The organism is Aeromonas sp. 604443, assembly GCF_049170315.1.
GTDB classification, from domain to species: Bacteria; Pseudomonadota; Gammaproteobacteria; order Enterobacterales; family Aeromonadaceae; genus Aeromonas; species Aeromonas veronii_A.
On record NZ_JAAKMI010000003.1, the window covers coordinates 130,949 to 148,649 of the forward strand.

The 17,701-nt window shown below is 62.0% G+C and carries 12 protein-coding genes; 5 read left to right on the top strand and 7 right to left on the bottom strand.

Going from position 1 to position 17,701, the window contains the following annotated elements; all coding sequences use genetic code 11:
- Positions 1 to 71: 71 nt before the first annotated feature.
- Together mscK and pykF are read right to left on the bottom strand one after the other, a co-directional pair.
- The gene (mscK, locus tag G5380_RS06215; protein ID WP_128836218.1) at positions 72 to 3,401 is read right to left on the bottom strand and encodes a mechanosensitive channel MscK; all 3,330 of its coding nucleotides are present in this window, start codon (positions 3,399 to 3,401) and stop codon (positions 72 to 74) included.
- A gap of 150 nt (positions 3,402 to 3,551) precedes the next feature.
- Entirely contained in the window at positions 3,552 to 4,964 is a 1,413-nt protein-coding gene (pykF, locus tag G5380_RS06220) for a pyruvate kinase PykF (protein ID WP_031227651.1), read from the bottom strand.
- 308 nt (positions 4,965 to 5,272) lie between these two features.
- Between pykF and G5380_RS06225 the strand changes: the two genes are divergently transcribed.
- Both G5380_RS06225 and G5380_RS06230 read left to right on the top strand, forming a co-directional pair.
- The gene (locus G5380_RS06225) at positions 5,273 to 5,515 is read left to right on the top strand and encodes a hypothetical protein (protein WP_421203092.1); all 243 of its coding nucleotides are present in this window, start codon (positions 5,273 to 5,275) and stop codon (positions 5,513 to 5,515) included.
- A 167-nt stretch (positions 5,516 to 5,682) separates the two neighbouring features.
- On the top strand, positions 5,683 to 6,447 hold the full coding sequence (locus tag G5380_RS06230; RefSeq protein WP_421203093.1) for a DODA-type extradiol aromatic ring-opening family dioxygenase: 765 nt from the start codon (positions 5,683 to 5,685) through the stop codon (positions 6,445 to 6,447).
- A 93-nt stretch (positions 6,448 to 6,540) separates the two neighbouring features.
- Here G5380_RS06230 and G5380_RS06235 read toward each other — a convergent pair whose 3' ends face one another.
- From G5380_RS06235 to G5380_RS06245, 3 genes are all read right to left on the bottom strand, one after another.
- Positions 6,541 to 10,293, bottom strand: a complete 3,753-nt coding sequence (locus tag G5380_RS06235) for an AAA family ATPase (protein ID WP_421352530.1) — start codon at positions 10,291 to 10,293, stop codon at positions 6,541 to 6,543.
- Positions 10,290 to 11,516, bottom strand: a complete 1,227-nt coding sequence (locus G5380_RS06240; protein ID WP_421203096.1) for an exonuclease SbcCD subunit D C-terminal domain-containing protein — start codon at positions 11,514 to 11,516, stop codon at positions 10,290 to 10,292. Before G5380_RS06240 ends, G5380_RS06235 begins: the two co-directional genes overlap by 4 nt.
- A 103-nt stretch (positions 11,517 to 11,619) precedes the next feature.
- Complete coding sequence (locus tag G5380_RS06245; RefSeq protein WP_216978334.1) at positions 11,620 to 12,048, bottom strand: GNAT family N-acetyltransferase; 429 nt, start codon at positions 12,046 to 12,048, stop codon at positions 11,620 to 11,622.
- Between the two features lie 179 nt (positions 12,049 to 12,227).
- Between G5380_RS06245 and rdgC the strand changes: the two genes are divergently transcribed.
- Positions 12,228 to 13,139 carry a recombination-associated protein RdgC gene (rdgC, locus tag G5380_RS06250; RefSeq protein WP_005350107.1) on the top strand — a complete coding sequence of 304 codons (912 nt, stop codon included), beginning with the start codon at positions 12,228 to 12,230 and terminating at the stop codon, positions 13,137 to 13,139.
- 191 nt (positions 13,140 to 13,330) lie between these two features.
- Positions 13,331 to 15,112 (top strand): gamma-glutamyltransferase, encoded by a 1,782-nt coding sequence (ggt, locus tag G5380_RS06255; protein ID WP_421297159.1) that lies wholly within the window; start codon positions 13,331 to 13,333, stop codon positions 15,110 to 15,112.
- A 134-nt stretch (positions 15,113 to 15,246) separates the two neighbouring features.
- On the opposite strand, the gene G5380_RS06260 is transcribed toward ggt, so the two are convergent.
- A complete protein-coding gene (locus G5380_RS06260; RefSeq protein ID WP_421297158.1) occupies positions 15,247 to 15,717 on the bottom strand; it encodes an FKBP-type peptidyl-prolyl cis-trans isomerase in 471 nt (156 codons plus the stop codon).
- Between the two features lie 174 nt (positions 15,718 to 15,891).
- Positions 15,892 to 17,040, bottom strand: coding sequence for a sodium:phosphate symporter (locus G5380_RS06265; protein ID WP_005338243.1), 1,149 nt, complete (start codon positions 17,038 to 17,040; stop codon positions 15,892 to 15,894).
- A gap of 249 nt (positions 17,041 to 17,289) precedes the next feature.
- Between G5380_RS06265 and G5380_RS06270 the strand changes: the two genes are divergently transcribed.
- A complete protein-coding gene (locus tag G5380_RS06270; protein WP_421171738.1) occupies positions 17,290 to 17,664 on the top strand; it encodes a hypothetical protein in 375 nt (124 codons plus the stop codon).
- Positions 17,665 to 17,701 lie beyond the last annotated feature (37 nt).

A 17,701-nucleotide genomic window follows, 5' to 3' on the forward strand; every position in this document is an offset into this window, starting at 1 on the left:
AGCAACGGGAACATAAAAAAGCCGCTCACCTGGGTGAGCGGCTGTTGCTATCAGATTAATGCAGTTCGCTATCAGGCTGGCTGCTTGCCATCTTCCGCGGGCGGCGGCAGGGCGGCGGAGTTGGACTCCACCTTCTGCTCTTCGCCCTGCATGTTCTTGATGTAGACATCCATCTGGTTGAAGGCGATCTCGATGCCGTTCTCGCGGAACAGTTGGTCGATCTTGCGGTTCAACTCGTCCACCGCCGGGTTGCGATCCCCCAGTTCGCTCACGAAGAAGCGCAGCTCGTGATCCAGCGTGCTGGCGCCAAAGGTGAGGAAGTAGACGATGGGGGCTGGGTCTTTCAGCACGCGGCTGTTTTCGTCGGCCGCCTGCTTGAGCAGGGTGCGGGTCAGCTCGAGATCCGAGCCATACGCCACGCCCACCCGTACGATCACCCGGGTGACGGTGTCACTCAGCGACCAGTTGATGAGCCGTTCTGTCATCAGCTGCTGGTTGGGGATGATCACCTCTTTGCGGTCGAAGTCGGTCAGGGTGGTGGCGCGAATGCGGATCCGCGAGACGGTACCGGAGAAGGAGCCGATGGTGACGGTGTCACCGATCCGCACCGGACGCTCGAACAGGATGATGATGCCGGAGACGAAGTTGGAAAGAATTTCCTTCATGCCGAAACCGATACCGACTGACAGACCACCCGCTACCCACTGCAGCTTGTCCCACTGTACGCCCATCATGGAGAGAGCGGTGAGGGAGCCAAAGCCGATCAGCACGTAGTTGAGCATGGTGGTGATGGCGTAGGCGGTCCCCTGAGCCAGGTTGAGCTTGGAGAGCACCAGCACCTCCAGCAAGCCCGGCAGGTTGCGCGCCAGTGACCAGGCACCGCCGAGCAGCAGGAAGCCGATCAGCACGTCACTCAGGCTGATGGGGAACAGCACGGCGTTGGCGCCGGTGCCTTCACTGCGGTGCCACAGCACCATGCTGTCGAGGTAGGAGAAGACCGCGACCAGATCGGACCAGAGCCAGTAGAAGGCGACACCGAAGATCAGCATCAGCACGGTACGGGTCAGACGCAGGGATTGCTGGCTGACATCCTCCAGGTCCATGGGCTGCTCTTCGATGGACTCGCCACCTTCCGCATCTTCCGAAGATTTGTGCTCACGCTTGGCCACCGCTCGGCGGTAGGCCAGACGACGGGCAGCCAGCTCCAGACCACGCAGGGCGGTGCGGTAGACCAGGCTCCAGATGATGATGAGGTAGAAGGATTCGATCAGGCGACCGGTCAGCTTCAGCGCGGTGTAGTAGTAACCGAGCACAGCCAGCACGATCAGCGCCACCGGCGCCAGCGCCAGGGCGATGGCGATCAGCGACTTCTGCATGCTCGCCTCGCCCTTGATGCGGGCGCGGGAGATGGGGAACACCAGATAGGCGGCCAGCCCCAGCAGGGTCAGGGTCATGGCCTGGCCGATCACGTCGTTGCCCAGGGTGGAGGGTTCAACCACCGCCTTGGTTGCGAGCATGATGAGCGGCAGCAGTGGTAACCAGATGTAGCGCATGCTGTTGCGCTTGGCCTGCAGCTCCGCTTTCGGGATCCGGAAGTGGGTTTCGGCGATGCCGCCCGGGCGCATCACCGCCAGATAGACGCTGAATACCAGATAGCCGAGGGCAAGGTTCAGGGTGATCTGGAACATCAGCTTGGGACTGAGCAGACCGCAGTAGGTGAGCAGCAGACCGCCAGCCAGAATGAACATGCTGCCCGGCAGGCGTTGCAGCACGGTATAGAGCAGGGCGCGCGGGGTGTGCCACTGGCTGTCCTGACGGAAACGGCCAAGGTCCTTGGTGATCTTCTTCTCGCGCTCAACCAGCGCCGGACGTTTCCAGACCAGCAGGCCGCCGATCAGCAGCAGCGGGAAGGCAAGCAGGGAGATCCCCAGCAGCTCTTCGCGCCAGCGTTTCCAGTCCGGTTTCAATACCCAGTCGGAGGCCTGTTTGTAGGCCTGGGCGGGCCAGCTGATAAACCACTTGCTGTCGATGGGCTTGTTGCTGCTTACCCAGAAGATGTGTTGCTGCAGGGTAAATTCGATAGAGGCATAGACCCGCGCCAGCTGCTGCTGGGTCAGCTGCAGGCTGATGGCGTTGGTAAGCTGGCTGTCGAGTTGGCGGTTGAGCTGATCGAGCAGATTGATGCGGGTATCGAGCAGCTTGGCAAGGTTCTCCTTGTCCTCCTCGCTGACCGGATCCTTGCTGCCGGCGATCAGATTGTCTAGATAGAGGTTCTTCTGGAACAGCTGGTCACGCTGCTGGCTCAGTTCAAACTGGGCCAGATGCAGATCGGCGATCTGCTCTTCCAGGTTTTTGACGGCGATGGTGGGCGCCGCTTCCAGCTGCTGGTAGAGCTGATAGAGGATGCGTGACAGCAGCAGATTGCCCTTGAGCATCTGCACCTGTTCATTGAGGTTGCGCTCGGTCTGGATGCCGCGCTCCAGCCAGCTCTTGGCTTGCAGGTTTTTCTGGACCAGCGAGTTGAGGCTGGTGGTGGCACCGATCAGCTGCTGGCTGAGCTGGTGGTTGAGCTCCTGCTCTTTTTGCACCAGCGGGCTGTCTTCGGTCGCCACCAGTTCACCGGTCTGCTCGGCGGTTTTTTCGGTGTCGCCGAGGCGCTTGGCGCTGCTCTGATCCTGCAACAGCTGCAGTTTCTGCTCTTCGCTGGCGAGACGGGCACTCTGGTAGTCGCGCTGCTTGATCGCCAGATCTTGCATGCTGGTACGGTTATCCAGCTCCTTTTGCAGGTGGGCCAGTTGCAGGTCGAGCAGGGCCAGCTCGGCACCGAGCTTCATCTTCTCGGCGCTGGAGACGCTTTCACCGGCGTTGAGGCGGGTACGGATCTCCTGACTGCGCTGGTAGGCGCGGCTCATGCTGGCCTGGGCGCGCTCCGGCAGGGTCTGCAAGCTGGTGAGCTGGCTGCCGATGGCGCCGAGGGCCTCCTGGGCCGCCTGCATGTTGGCCAGCACTTCCGGCTGACGGCTGTCGAGCTCTGCCAGACTCATGCTGGCGTATTCGCTCTTGATCTGCTCGGCACTCTTGCCCTTGGTCAGGGCATCGAGCTTGGCACTGATCTCTCTGAGTTCGGTGGGCAGGTTGCGGATCCGCTGGGCCTGGGTCTTGGCCTTCGCCTCTTCCTTGTCGATGCTGTCGAGCAGACCGAGGGTTTCGGTCAGCAACTTCTGATCCGCTTGCTGACTGACGGTCAGGGTTTCTGATTTACCCAGACCATCCAGCGCTCGCTGAACTGCGTTGCGAGAGGGGACATCTTGCGCCATGGCTTGCGGGACGCAGAGGCTGGCGAGGAGACAGAGCAGCGGCAACAGTGTGGCCGAGACTCTTTTAAAACGTATTGAGGGCATATAACTTCCGGGTTATTACGCGATATTCGGGAGATTTCCCGCATAGATTAAATTCGCGTGGATTCTAACACCGGGCTTGTCAGGTAAGCAGGGGGGAGGGACAAAAAAAACGGCGCCCGCAGGCGCCGTTTTCAACTCGTTCAGCTCTGATTAAAGAACGTGAACAGAAGCGGTGTTGGTGGTGCCGCTCGGTACCAGAGCACCGGAGACCATCACAACTACGTCACCTTTCAGACCCATGCCGATTTCCAGCGCGGCTTCTTTACCGATGCGATAGAAATCGTCGGTAGAGGCGATGCTGTCAACCACGTGAGCAACCACACCCTTGGTCAGAACCAGCTGGGCAGCAGTTTTCTTGTTGGTGGTGATAGCCAGGATCCAGGCTTTCGGGAAGTACTTGCGAATGGCCTTGGCAGACTTGCCGCCTTCGGTAGCGACCACGATCAGCGGGGCGTCCAGCTTCTCGGAGGTCTCTACGGCGCCTTTACATACGGCTTCGGTGATGCGCAGCTTGTTGCTGTCGTTGGCAGCAGACAGGTTGGACGGCATCACGGCATCGGTACGCTCGCAGATGGTGGCCATGATGGTCACGGCTTCCAGCGGGTACTTACCCTTGGCGGATTCACCGGACAGCATCACTGCGTCGGTACCGTCCAGGATGGCGTTGGCCACGTCACCAGCTTCGGCGCGGGTCGGACGCGGGTTCTTGATCATGGAGTCCAGCATCTGGGTGGCAGTGATAACCACTTTGCGGGCTTTGTTGCACTTGGCGATGATCATCTTCTGGGCGAAGATAACCTCTTCAACCGGGATCTCTACACCCATGTCGCCACGAGCAACCATGATGCCGTCGGAAACAGCCAGGATCTCGTCGAAGTTGTCCAGACCTTCCTGGTTTTCGATCTTGGAGATGATCTGGATGTTCTCGCCGCCGTGGGCTTTCAGGTGCTCACGGATTTCCAGAACGTCTTCTTTCTTACGGATGAAAGAAGCAGCAACGAAATCAACGCCTTGCTCGCAACCGAAGATCAGGTCGCGCTTGTCTTTCTCGGCCAGGGCCGGCAGCTTGATGGAGACGCCCGGCAGGTTAACGCCTTTGTTCTCGCCCAGGTCACCGTTGTTCAGCACTTTACAGATAACTTCGCGCTCGGTGATTTCGATAACGTCCAGACCGATCAGGCCGTCATCAACCAGGATGCGGTTGCCGACGCGCAGATCGTTGGCGAAACCTGCATAGGTCACGGCCACTTTGTCTTTGTTGCCAACCACGGTCTGGTCGGTGGTGAAGGTGAAAGTCTGGCCAGCGACCAGCGCGACGTCGTTGCCGCCTTCCAGCTTCATGGTACGGATTTCCGGACCCTTGGTGTCCAGCAGGATAGCTGCGTGCTTGCCGGTCTCGGCCATTACAGCGCGCAGGTTGCTGATGCGGCTGCCGTGCTCGGCGTAGTCACCGTGGGAGAAGTTCAGGCGCATGACGTTCATGCCGGCGTCCAGCATTTTGGCCAGCATTTCTTTGGATTCGGTCTTCGGACCGATGGTGCAGACAATTTTGGTCTTTTTCATGTCAATCTTCATGGTTAAGGAATTTCCGCCGAGCAATATACACCAGTTTTTGGAATCTTTTTATGATCCAGAAACAACGTTTTGACCAGATAACGTTTTCTTTTCAGGGATAACGTTTTCCTGTGAGTCACATTTTAGAGCATACGGCCACAGGTTCGGGCTGAAGGGATACAAATGTTGCCATCTGTGGTTGTTTGGCCGGGTTGAGGTTCAGATGTTGTAAAATGACCACCCGTCCGCTGTCACCGTCTTGTCACCGGCTTGCGCAAAAATGTTAGTTCATTGGCGCACGGGTGAAGGAGGCCGGGATGAAAAACAGCCATGAAACCAGATGGGCGCTGCTCTTGCTGGGCGCCGCCCTGCTGCTGGTTCAGATGCTGCCAGCCCGCTACTGGCCTGATAATGCGCGACTGCTGGCGATTTTCTCCTTCCCAGTGAAAGGGGAGGCGGCCGCCGAGGGATTGGCGTGGCGAGAGTGGCAGGATCACAGTGCAGCGACCCGGATGGCGCTTCGTGCAGCCCGACTGCAGCCGGAAGCGCCGCAGCCTTGATATCTATTGCTGCTTACCGGTCGTGAAGGCGTGAAATTATCAACCATTGGTTGATAGTTCTTATCTATCTTGCTGGATTGTTCACCTTTAATGGCAGGGGGATAATCGATTCCAACAGCGATATCCCCTCCGGTATCGCCCCCTGATACTTTGTTGGAGTCTGCTTTATGTCCCTCGCCCCCGTCTGGTTTATCTCTCACGGCGCACCGGATCTGGTGCTGCGTGAGCAACCCGCCACCCGCTTTCTGCGAACCCTGCGTCTGGGTGAGCTCAAGGGGCTGGTGGTCATCTCCGCCCACTGGTTCAGCCGCGAGCTGCAGATCAACGTCGAGCCCAAACCGGAGCTGATGTACGACTTTTACGGCTTTCCCGAGCCCCTCTACCGGATGCGCTGGCCTGCCAGCAGCCCCGAGTGGCTGCAACAAGGGGTGAGCGACCAGCTGGCACTGGCCGGACTGACCGCCACCCCGGTGCGGCGCGAGCTGGATCACGGGGTCTGGTCGCCGCTCTCCCTGATCGACCCAAACAGCGAGATCCCGCTGGTGCAGGTCTCCATTCCCGCGAGCTTCACCCCGGCCCAGTTGTGGCAGTTGGGAGAGGTGTTGGGGGCACTGCGCAGTCAGGGAATTGGCATCCTCGCCTCCGGCGCCATCACCCACAACCTGCGGGCGCTGGCACCGGAAGGCTCGCCAGTGCCGGAGTGGGCCAGCCTGTTTGTCGACTGGCTGGAGCAGAAGATGGCCGACGAGGATCGGCTGGCGCTGCTCGACTATCGTCGGCTGGCTCCAGGCGCGGTGGAGTCCCATCCCCACGACGATCATCTGCGCCCACTCTTTGTGGCGTTGGGGGCCGCTGATGGTGTGGCGCCCGCTCGGCTGCACGAGAGCTGGGATGGCGGCAGCCTCTATATGGGCGCCTACCGCTTCGGCTGATAGCCTCTCAACAAGACCCCGCCAATTGGCGGGGTCTTGTTATTTTCGGCGTAGTGATTTAGCCGATGGTACTGGTGATTGAGCTGATGCTACTCAGGGGACCACTACCCGGCTCTCGCCGCCGCCGAGGGCTTCGACTCTGATCTGCACGCCAATCCGTTCTACCAGCGTCTGGACGTGGGAGATGACCCCGATCTGGCGACCGGCGGCCTGCAGGGAGTCGAGGCTGGCGAGCGCCAGATCCAGACTGTCCGGATCGAGGGTGCCGAACCCTTCGTCAATAAACAGCGACTCGACCTGGGTCTGGCGTGACGAGAGGCTGGAGAGGGCCAGCGCCAGCGCCAGCGACACCAGAAAACTCTCGCCGCCGGAGAGAGAGTCCACCGAGCGCACCTCGTCCCCCATATCGAGATCCACCACCTGCAGCGCCAGATCGGTGCCGGGCACCCGCTCCAGTCGGTAGCGGGGCGAGAGCTCGGCGAGCTGGGCGTTGGCCTCCAGCAGCAGACGCTCGAGGGTGAGGCTCTGGGCGAAGGTGCGGAACTTGGCGCCGTTGGCCTGCCCGATCAGATCGCACAGCTGCTGCCAGTGGTCGGCTACTGCCTGCTGGGCGGCCAGCTCCTGTTGCAGGCTGCCCGCCTTGAGAGCGGCGGCTTCGGCCTGTGCCAGCTTGCTCTTGCACTCGAACAGCTGCTCTTCAAGGGCGCGGCAGCGGGTATCGAGCGCCGCCAGCTGCTCGCTCAGCTCTGCATCCGGCAGGGCGGCCAGCTCGGGATGGTGCTCCCGATAGCGATCCCGTTTGCTCTCCTCCAGCGCCAGCGCCCGTTGCCGCTCGGCAAGACGGGTACGCGCCTCGCCAAGGGCATCTTCCAGCCCTTGCAGGGCTGTGCGGCGTGCCTTGAGCTCATCGGGGCTGATGGCCAGCAGGCGGCGCAGGTCGTACTCGGCAATACCGAGGGTGCTGGCGTGGGCGGCCCAGCGCCCCAGCACCTCCCGCTTGCGGCGGCTGCTGGTCTGCTTTTCCTGCTCCACATGGGTGAGGCGGGTCTTGATCTCGGTTTGCCGCTCCCGCAGAGCGCGGGCGCCGATTTGCATCATCTCCAGTTCGCTGGCGAGTTGTTGCAGCCGCTGTTGCCAGCGGCTCTCGACCAGCGGGATCTCCTCGCCATTCAGACAGGCGGCGCGGCTGGTGAGCAGCCCCTGCCGCTGCTGCTCATGCTCCTTGTAGTCCCGCTCGAGTTTGTGCAGTAGCTCGCGCTGGGTCTGCAGGCGTGCCTCCTGCGCACTTAGTGCCGGGGTGAGGCTGGCGATCTCGCTGGCCAGCCGCTCCCACTCGCTCTGGCCGTGCAGCCAGGCTTCGCAGGCTCGCTGCCACTCGTGCCACTGCTGGCTGCCGAGCCACTGGCGCCACGGTTGGCCGCCCATCTGCTCGTCGAGGCGGTGGGCGCCTTGTTCCAGACGCTGGCGCAGGGTCGCCTCCTGCTCGCCCATCCCCTTCACTTCCCCTTCCAGTGCGATGCGCTGGCGGTCGGCCTCTTGCCACTGCTGGTCAAACTGCTGGTGCTGGGCAGCCAGTTGGCTCAGTTGTTGACGCACCCCTTGCAGCTGTTGTTGGCCAAGCTGGGCCTGACGTAGCTGCTGCTGGCTCTGGGCCAACCCCTGCTCCAGCGCCTGGCCACGGCCAAGCAGTGTGCTCATCAGCTCGTTCCACTCAATGGGGCTTTGGCGCAGCGGCAGCGAATGGCCGAGCAGGGTATCGCCCCCCAGCTGTTGCCAGCGCTGGGTCAGCTGCTCGGCGCGTGCCTCCAGCTCTGGCAGATGTTGCTGGCGCACCGCCAGCTGGCGGGCCAGCTCCTGACGCTCGCTCTCGCACTGGATGTATTGATGATTGAGCCGCTCCCATTCGAGTTCGAGGCTTCTGACCCGCTCCGCCAGCTGACCCAGGATCCCCGCCACCTGGGGTTGGCTCTGGCTGTAGGGGTGCTCCCCGGAACCGCACAGCGGGCAAGGTTCGCCATCGCTCAGGATATGGCGATACTGCTCGAAGCTGGCGATGGCGCGGGACTGCTCCAGCGCATGGCGCGCCTCATCCCGCTGCAGGGCGAGCCGCTCGCGGGCGGGGGCCAGCTCTTCGCCGAGGGTGGCGAGCTTGCCAAGGGCCTGCTCCAGCTGGGCAATCTCCTGTTGCAGGCGGGTATGCTGCTCGCCGTGGTTGCGGCCGTAATCGGCCAGCTCCAGCAGCTGGCGCAGCTGACCCAGCTGTTCGGTTTGCTGCTGCCACTGCTCCTGCGCCTTGGCGAGGCGGCTCTCCCACTGCTGCTCCTGCAACTCGTTCTGTTGCTGTTGCAGCCGAGCTTGTTCATGTTGCCAGTAGTCTCGCTCCTGCTGGCCTTGCTCCAGCTGGCGCTGCAACTGCTGCAGGGCGCGCAGCTTGTGATCCCGCAGGGTGAGCAGCTGTTGCAGCTTGTCGGCATCCTCGGCCCAATCCTGCATGGCGGTGAGCAGGGGCTGCCACTGGCGGGCCACCGGTGCCAGCTCTTTGTGCTCTTCGAGCCAAAGGCCCCACTGCTGGTGCTGCTGCTTGAGCAGTTCTACCTGTCGGCTCTGCTCGCGCCAGCCCTGCTCCAGCGTGAGTTGCACTTCTCGCTCCTGTGCCCCCTCCTGCTGGATCTTCTGCAACTGCTGCACTTTTTCCCGGATGCGGGTATCGAGCTCCTGCGCCCGCTTGAGTTCGGGTTGCAGGGCACCCCATTCCCGCTCGGCGGCGATCTTCTCCGCCAGCAACTGCTGTTCGGTCAGCGCGCTCTGCTGGGTCTGCTCCTCGAGTTTGGCCAGCTCAGGCCCCAGCTCGGCGATCACCTTCTCCTGCTGCTGTACCTCAAGGGTGAGGCGGGCCAGCTCGTCGTGATCGGCTCGGGCCACCTGGGCCTGTTCGGCACGAGCGAATTCCTCGCGCTCGGGGGCCGCGGCGCCGTGGGCCTGCAGGGCGGCATCGAGCGCCGCCTGTCCCTCGGCGCAGCCCTGCAGCTGGGCGGCAATGCGGCTATTGAGGTCGCGCAAGTCCTGCATCAGCTGCTGCTGTTGCTGCTCGTGCTTGAGGGTGGTGGAGAGGCTTACCTGCTGGCTTACCCACTGTTCGCGGGTCGCTTCATCCATCAGCGCCACGTCGCCGAGGCGCTGGGCGATGGTGGCCAGCTTCTGCTGCTCTTCCCGCGCCCGTTCATAGGTCTGGATGGAGATGGCAGAGTAGAGTTCGGTACCGGTCATCCGTTCGAGCAGGGCGGAGCGCTCGTTGGCATCCGATTTGAGGAAGGCGGCAAATTCCCCCTGCGGCAGGATCACCGCGCGGCGGAACTGCTCCCAGGAGAGACCCACCAGCTCGTCGATGCGATCCTGCAGCTCCCGCTTGCTGCCGGAGAAAACCTGCCCTGACTCCACATCGGTCAGGGTGCGCTCCTGCGCCTGAAAGCGCCCCTCCGAGCGGTTTCGCGCCCGGCGCACCGCCCAGCGGGCTAGCCAGATGCGACCATCGCAGCCACGAAACTGCACCTCGGCAAAGCCGCTGGCGTGGCCGCGACTGAGGATGCCGCGCACGTCGTTGGCCTTGAGTTTCTCCTCATCATCCATGCGGCCCACTTCGGCCACGTTCTTGCGATTGGCGATAAAGCGCGGCATTTCGTCGTAGAGGGCCAGACAAATGGCGTCGAGCAATGTGCTCTTGCCCGCGCCGGTATTGCCGGTGATGGCAAACAGACCGGCGGCGCCGAGCGCTCCCCTGGTAAAGTCGATGGTGAAGGGGCCGGTCAGGCTGGCCAGATTCTCACCTGACAGAGACAAGATTTTCATTGGTTTGACTCCTTCACCTGCTCCAGGATCTCTTCAAACGAGGCGACCAACCCAGCCTCGGGCTCCCCTTCAAACTGGCGCTGATAGCAGAGGCGAAACACCTCGGTGGGGGAGAGCTCATCGAGCCTGCGCCGCTCGCGACCATCGGCCAGCCCTTCGCCCGAGCCCTGATACTGGGTGCTGATGCGGGCCAACCGCACCGGTTTGTCTGCAATGGCGGCCAGAATCCGCTCGCGGATGCGGGCCTCGGGCTTGGGCAGCAGCAGCCGCACTTCGAGGAAGGGTTGTGCCTCTTGTGGACAATCAGGCAGCTCGAGCGATGCGATGGCGTTCAGCGCGTCGTCGAGGGTGCTCTGGGGCAGGCGGATCATCTCCACCGCGCGGGGCACCGGGATCCGCTCCAGCCCGGCCAGTTTCCCCTCCGCAAAGGTCACTTCCAGCACCTGATGGTTGTAGTTGGCTTCGGCAAGCGAGAGCGGCAGCGGCGAACCGCTGTAGTGCACCCCCTCGGCCGGGCTCTGGGCCAGATGGAGGTGACCGAGCGCCGTGTAATCAGCCGCGGCAAACAGGTCGGCAGGCAAGGCGTGCTGGTTGCCGCCAAGCACCCGCCGCTCCGACAGCTCCGAGAGCTGGCCCGCCGCCAGATAGGCGTGGCCCATGGCAATCAGTGGCAGCGCCTCCCCGCAGCGAGCGCGCCCTTCGGCCAGCACCTCGGCGTAGACCTGTCGAACCCCTTCGATCAGCCTGTCTTGTCCTTCTTCCAACGACTCTACCCGCAGATCGCTGCTGCGCAGGAACGGCACGGCGGCGCACCAGGCGGCGATCTTGCCCTCCCGGTCTTGCAGCGGTACCAGCAGGCGGTCGGTCTCGAGCTTGCCCTCACTGTCGCGGCTGATGCTGCCCACCAGATGCAGATCAAAGGCGCGCAGCAGCTCGTGGGGGGCATCGAGCTTGGAGGGAGAGTCGTGGTTGCCGCCGATCAGCACCATGTTGAGGTGGGGCATCTCGGCGCGCAGCCGCGCCAGAAAACGGTAGAGTTGTTGCCAGGCGGTGGCGGGGGGATTGGCGGTATCAAACAGATCGCCCGCTACCAACAGGGCGTCGATCTCGCGCGCCTTCAGGGTGTCGCTTAGCCAGTCGAGGAAGGCATCGTGTTCAAAACGGCGGTCATGACCATGGAGTTGATGGCCAAGATGCCAGTCGGCGGTATGGAGGATTTTCATTGGAAAGCAGCCCGGTTGCAGGGACGGTGCCTATGGCACCCGATGGAGACAAGATGAGGATGCCCCGTGCTTTTTTCAAGTAAAACAGCGGTCTGTCATCAGTTCATGCGGGTTCGCAGCACATCTTGTACTGGGGGTGACCGGTGAGAGGATCGGACTCTTCACCCTTGATGACGAAACCGTGGCGACGATAGAAACGTACCGCCTGATCGTTCTCGACGAAGACCCGGGCGTAGAGCGACGCCCCCTGACGCTTGGCCTCCTGCAGCAGGGCGTGGCCGACACCGCGACCCTGACGGTCGGGACGCACAAAGAGGGCGGCGAGATAGTTGTCCACCAGCGCCATAAAGCCGAGCAGATCGCCGCGCTCCTCGAACACCCAGATGGCGGCACGATCGAGATAGCGGGTACGCAGATCCTCCTGGGCCTGCCACCAGCAGGAGGCATCGACGAAATCGTGGGCCTGCAGGGAGGCCAGCAGCCAGATTTCGACGATCTCTTCCATATCTTCCGGGCGACTGGGCCGCAACATAAATCCATCCTTGGTAACAACTTGTACACTCGCAGTCTAGGGGAACTTGACGGCCGTTCAGGTGATATAAATGAGACCCTGTGAGGTCGATCGCCCTTTATTTAGCGAGAATGATTGGCTGATCACAAAGCGCCTCTCTAGTACAATGCCCGCCGGACAATCTAGAGACCGAGGACGCCATGTGGTTTAAAAACCTGCAGATTTATCGCTTTACCCGCCCCTTTGACCTGACCGTGGATCAGCTGGAAACCCAGCTGGAAGCCTGTGCCTTCACCCCTTGCGGCAGTCAGGACATCTCCCGTTTCGGGTGGGTCAAGCCCCTTGGCAAATTCGGCTCAACCCTGACCCACTCTGCCTCCGGCCACATCCTCATCTGCGCCCGCAAAGAGGAGAAGATGCTCCCCGGCACCGTGGTCAAGGAGATGCTGGCCGAGAAGGTAGAAGCGATCGAGTTCGAACAGGGACGCGCCCTCAAGAAGAAAGAGAAGGAAGCGCTGAAAGAGGAGATCCTCCACACCCTGCTGCCCCGTGCCTTCAGTCGTACCAGCCAGACCTTCGCCTGGATCAATCCGGCCGACAATTTGATGGTGGTGGATGCAGGTTCTGCCAAGAAGGCGGACGATCTGCTGGCGCTGCTGCGCAAATCCATCGGCTCCCTGCCGGTGGTGCCGGTGGCCCTCAAGAACCCGCCCGAGATCACCATGACCGAGTGGCTGAACGAGGGCAATCTGCCAGCCTCCTTCACTCTGGAAGACGAAGCCGAGCTGCGCAGTGCCATGGAGCACGGCGGCATCATCCGCTGCAAGCAGCAGGATCTGATGACGGATGAAATCAAGAACCACCTGGCCAACGACAAGCTGGTGACCAAGCTGGCCCTCAACTGGGGCGAGACCGTCAGCTTCGTGCTGGGGGATGATCTCTCCATCAAACGCCTGAAATTCAGCGAAGAGCTGCGCGAGCAGAACGACGATGTCACCAGCGAAGATCCGGCCGCCCGTCTGGATGCGGACTTCGCGCTGGTGACCTCCGAGCTGTCCCAGTTTATCCCGGCGCTGTTTGCTGCCCTGGGTGGCGAAGAGCAGTCCATCTAACCGGACTTGCGCCTGTTTGGCCTCTGCCATCCCATCGTAAAAACCGCCTTCGGGCGGTTTTTTTATATCTATTGCGGATTGCCATTATTGATAGATGAGTAAGATATTGATCTGGTTCAATAACTTGAGCTATCAGCGCCAATCGTGACATAGTCCCTCTTCATGGTCATAAAACAGACAAGGAGAGTGTCATGTTGCGCAAACCTCTGGGGCTGGCTGTCGCCCTTGCCCTGCTGGCCGGTTGTGCCAGTGACAACGGCTTTCACTACACCCCGCCAGCCCAGACCCTGATCGCACCCGAAGCCGCCAGTGGCTGGACCGACAAACAGGGCTGGCAGGGCCATGACTTCATGGTGGCGGCCGCCAACCCGCTGGCGGTGGATGCGGGCTACCAGATCATCAAGGCCGGTGGCAGTGCCGTCGATGCCGCCATTGCGGTGCAGCTGGTGCTGACGCTGGTAGAGCCGCAATCTTCCGGGATCGGTGGCGGGACGCTGCTGCTGGTGTGGGATGGCCGCAAGGTGAGTGCGGTGGATGGCCGCGAGACGGCGCCGGCTGCCGCCACCGACCAGCTGTTTATGCAAGATGGCAAGCCGCTGGCGTTTTATGACGGGGTGGTCGGGGGTCGCTCGGTCGGCGTTCCCGGCACCCTGCGCGCTCTGGCACTGGCCCATCAGCGTTATGGCAAGCTGCCCTGGGCTGCGCTGTTCGAGCCCGCCATCACACTGGCAGAACAAGGATTTGTGATAAGTCCACGGCTGGCCACATTGCTGGCCAAGGATCCCTATCTGGCACGGGATCCGCAGGCGCGAGCCTACTTCTATCAGGCGGATGGCAGCCCCAAAACGGCGGGCACCTGGCTGACCAACCCGGCGCTGGCCAGGGTGCTGCGCACTCTGGCCACAGAGGGGGCGGATGCCTTCTATCAGGGGGCGCTGGCGGATGCCATGGTGGCCAAGGTACGCCAACATCCCACCAATCCCGGGGTACTGGCGGCCACCGATCTGGCCAGCTATCAGGCCAAAGTGCGGGATGGCCTCTGCTTTGACTATCGCCAGAGCAAGATCTGCGGTTTTCCTACTCCCTCGTCCGGCACCCTGGCGCTCGGCCAGATCTTCGGCATGCTGGAGAGCCGCGATATGGCGGCCCTCAAGCCGATCACCACGAAGGAGGGGGGACTGGCTGCTTCCAGCGAGGCTATCCACCTCTACAGCGAAGCGGCGCGTCTGGCCTTCGCCGATCGCAACCAGTACGTCGCCGACAGCGATTTTGTCAGGGTGCCGGTGAAGGGGTTGCTGGACAAGGGCTATCTGGCCGAGCGCGGCAAGCTTGTCGGTCAGCACTCCATGGGGATTGCCAAGCCCGGTACGCCGCCACTGGCGCTGGCACGCGGCAAGGATGCGACTCCGGAACTCCCCTCTACCAGCCATGTCTCGATCGTCGACAAGGCGGGGATGGCCATCTCCATGACCAGCTCCATCGAGGATGGTTTCGGATCGCGTCAGATGGTCAACGGCTACCTGCTCAACAACCAGCTCACCGATTTCTCCTTCACCTCGGTAGATGCTGCCGATCTGCCGGTGGCAAACCGGGTGGAGCCGGGCAAGCGGCCCCGCTCCTCCATGTCACCCCTGCTGGTGTTTGACAAGCCAAGCGGCGAGCTGACCATGACGCTGGGCTCGCCGGGAGGCTCCGCCATCATCAACTACGTGGGCAAGACCCTGCTCGGCACCCAGGATTGGGGCCTGAACCTGCAACAGGCCATCAACCTGCCCAACTTTGGCAGCCGCAACGGCCCCACCGAGCTGGAAGCGGGACGCACCCCCATGTCGGTGGTCGAGGGATTGAAGGCGAGGGGACATGAGGTGGTGCTAAATGAACAAACTTCCGGCCTGCAGGGGGTTGAGCGAAACGCTGGCGGCTGGTTTGGCGCAGCGGATCCGCGCCGGGAAGGGATCGCCAAGGGGGAGTGAGGTTCCCATAGCAACAAGGCCAGCATAATGCTGGCCTTGTTGCTGATGGTGCGCTTACTGGATACCCAACAGCTTCACATCAAAGATCAGTACGGGCGCTCAGTGGGATATTGCCACTGGAGCATCCTGCGCGGTTACTGGATACCCAACAGCTCCACGTCAAAGATCAGGACGGATCCCGGCGGGATTTTGCCCGCGGCGCGGTCGCCGTAGGCGAGGTTGGCAGGGATGTAGAAACGGGTCTTCTCACCTTCCACCATCAGCTGCACCCCTTCGGTCCAGCCTGCAATCACCTGATTGAGGCCAAACTCGATGGGCTCGCCACGGGCGACCGAGCTGTCAAAGACGGTACCGTCCAGCAGCTTGCCCTCGTAATGCACCTTCACCTTGCTGGTGGCGGTGGGGTGAACGGTGCCGGTGCCCGGGGTCAGCACTTCGTACTGCAGGCCGGAGGCGGTGGTGGTCACCAGCGGCTTCTCCTTGTTGCTGGCGAGGAACTCGGCGCCAATCCGCACGTTGTCGGCCGCCAGCTTCTTGTTGTTGCTGCTGGAGTAGAAGTAGTAGGCGACACCGGCAACCAGCAGCGCGATCAGTATAAATTTCATCGGTTTTTCCTGTTCCATGAAATGTAAAAAGTGCAATGAGGACGCCATCTTATCGCGCACCGCCCCTGATGGCGAGCCACAGGGCGGGAGGATGTGAGCGGGCAGGCAAAGCTCGGAGACGCAGACGCAAAAAGGGGCGAGTCGGTGACTCGCCCCTTGTCATGGCTGCGGCGCTTACTTGGCGGCCACCATCATCAGGGCGGGCAGGGCGAAGAAGAGACCCGTCACATAACCCAGAGCCAGCAGCTTGTTCTCGCTGCCTACCCGGGCCAGCCCCTCGGCGGCGCGCACCGGCAGGTCGCGCAGGAAGGGGATGCCATAGATGATGACCACGGCAAAGAGGTTGAACAGCACGTGGACCAGCGCGATGGTCAGGGCCAGCTGGGCACCGGCTCCACTGATGGCGGTGGCAGCCAGCAAGGCGGTGATGGTGGTCCCGATATTGGCCCCCAGGGTGAAGGGGTAGAGCTGACGGGTGCTGAACACGCCGCCGCCGGCCAGCGGGATCATCAGGCTGGTGGTGGTGGAGGAGGACTGCACCATGATGGTCACCAGCGCGCCGGAGGTAATGCCGGTCAGTGGGCCACGGCCCAGCGCCTTGTGCAGCACCTCTTTGGCGCGGCCAACCAGTACCTGTTGCAGCACTTTGCCGAGATACGTGACGCAGGCGAGGATCAGCAGGATACCGATGATGATAGTGGCGATGGCAGCGCCCTTGCCCGGCAGGAAGGCAACGGCGCTGTCAATCAGCTGCTGGGCCGGTGCGGTCAGCGGCTTCATGAAGTCCATGCCCTTCATCGACATGTTGGCGGAGCCTACCAGCAGGTTGGCCAGCCACTCGGCGCTGTGTTGCAGCAGACCGAACATCAGCTCCAGCGGCAGGAAGATGAACACCGCCAGCAGGTTGAAGAAGTCGTGCACGGTGGCGGCGGCGAAGGCGCGGCGGAACTCGGCGCGATCCCGCACATGGCCCATGGAGACGATGGTGTTGGTGATGGTGGTGCCGAGGTTGGCACCCATGACCATGGGGATGGCCATGCTGATGGGCAGGCCGCCAGCCACCAGACCAACGATCACCGAGGTGACGGTGCTGGAGGATTGCACCAGCGCGGTAGCGAGAATACCCAGCAGCAGGGCGACAAAGGGGTTGTTGGCAAAGGCGAAGATCTGGGCTGCGCCCTCGGCGCCGCCGGAGAAATCTTTGAAGCCGTGGGAGATGGCGCCCACGGCAACCAGGATCAGGTAGACCAGTACGATGACACTCATCCAGTTGAACAGGGCGCGGGTCGCGGGCGGCTGTGACAAGGAGTGATGGTGTTGCATAAAGCCTCTTGAGACGGTCGTTCCGTCTTGGGTTGTTGATGACCCGCGCATTTAATCAATGGTTAATGACAGAAATATGACAACGTGACATTTCGATGATGTTTTTATGACGACGAACTGCGGCGACAGGCGCTGACCGAGCCGGTTAGCTCTGGGGTGGCAAAAGGGGGGACGAAAGCACTGCCGCCTTGTCAGCCGGAATGTGATCGCTACACTGCGCCCCTTTATTGGCAAGCAGGAGTAAACAAGATGATGCGTGCATGGATCCTCTCTCTGTCGCTGGGGCTGCTCTCGGCAGGGGCACAGGCCAGCCTGTTGAAAACCGACTGCAACCTCGACAAGGCCCTCAAAAACGAAGCGGTGAATGCCACTCTGGGAGTCAAGGGCAACTGTGATACCAGCAAGCTGGTGAAGCAGGAGAAAGAGAAGGTGAAAGCTGAGGTGCAAAAAGGCCGCACCGACCTGCTGGGCGAGAAGCGTGCCGACCTCAAGGAGAGCGGCAACGGTATGCAGCAGAAGATGGACAAGGCAAACCAGCAGCTGCACAAGGCGGAGCAGGATGCCAAGAGCATCGCTCGCGATCCGCTCAAGGCTGCGGCGACCGCCGTACTGGATAAGCAGTAAGCAGACCGGGCCCAAGCCCGTGTGACCGGCCACAGAC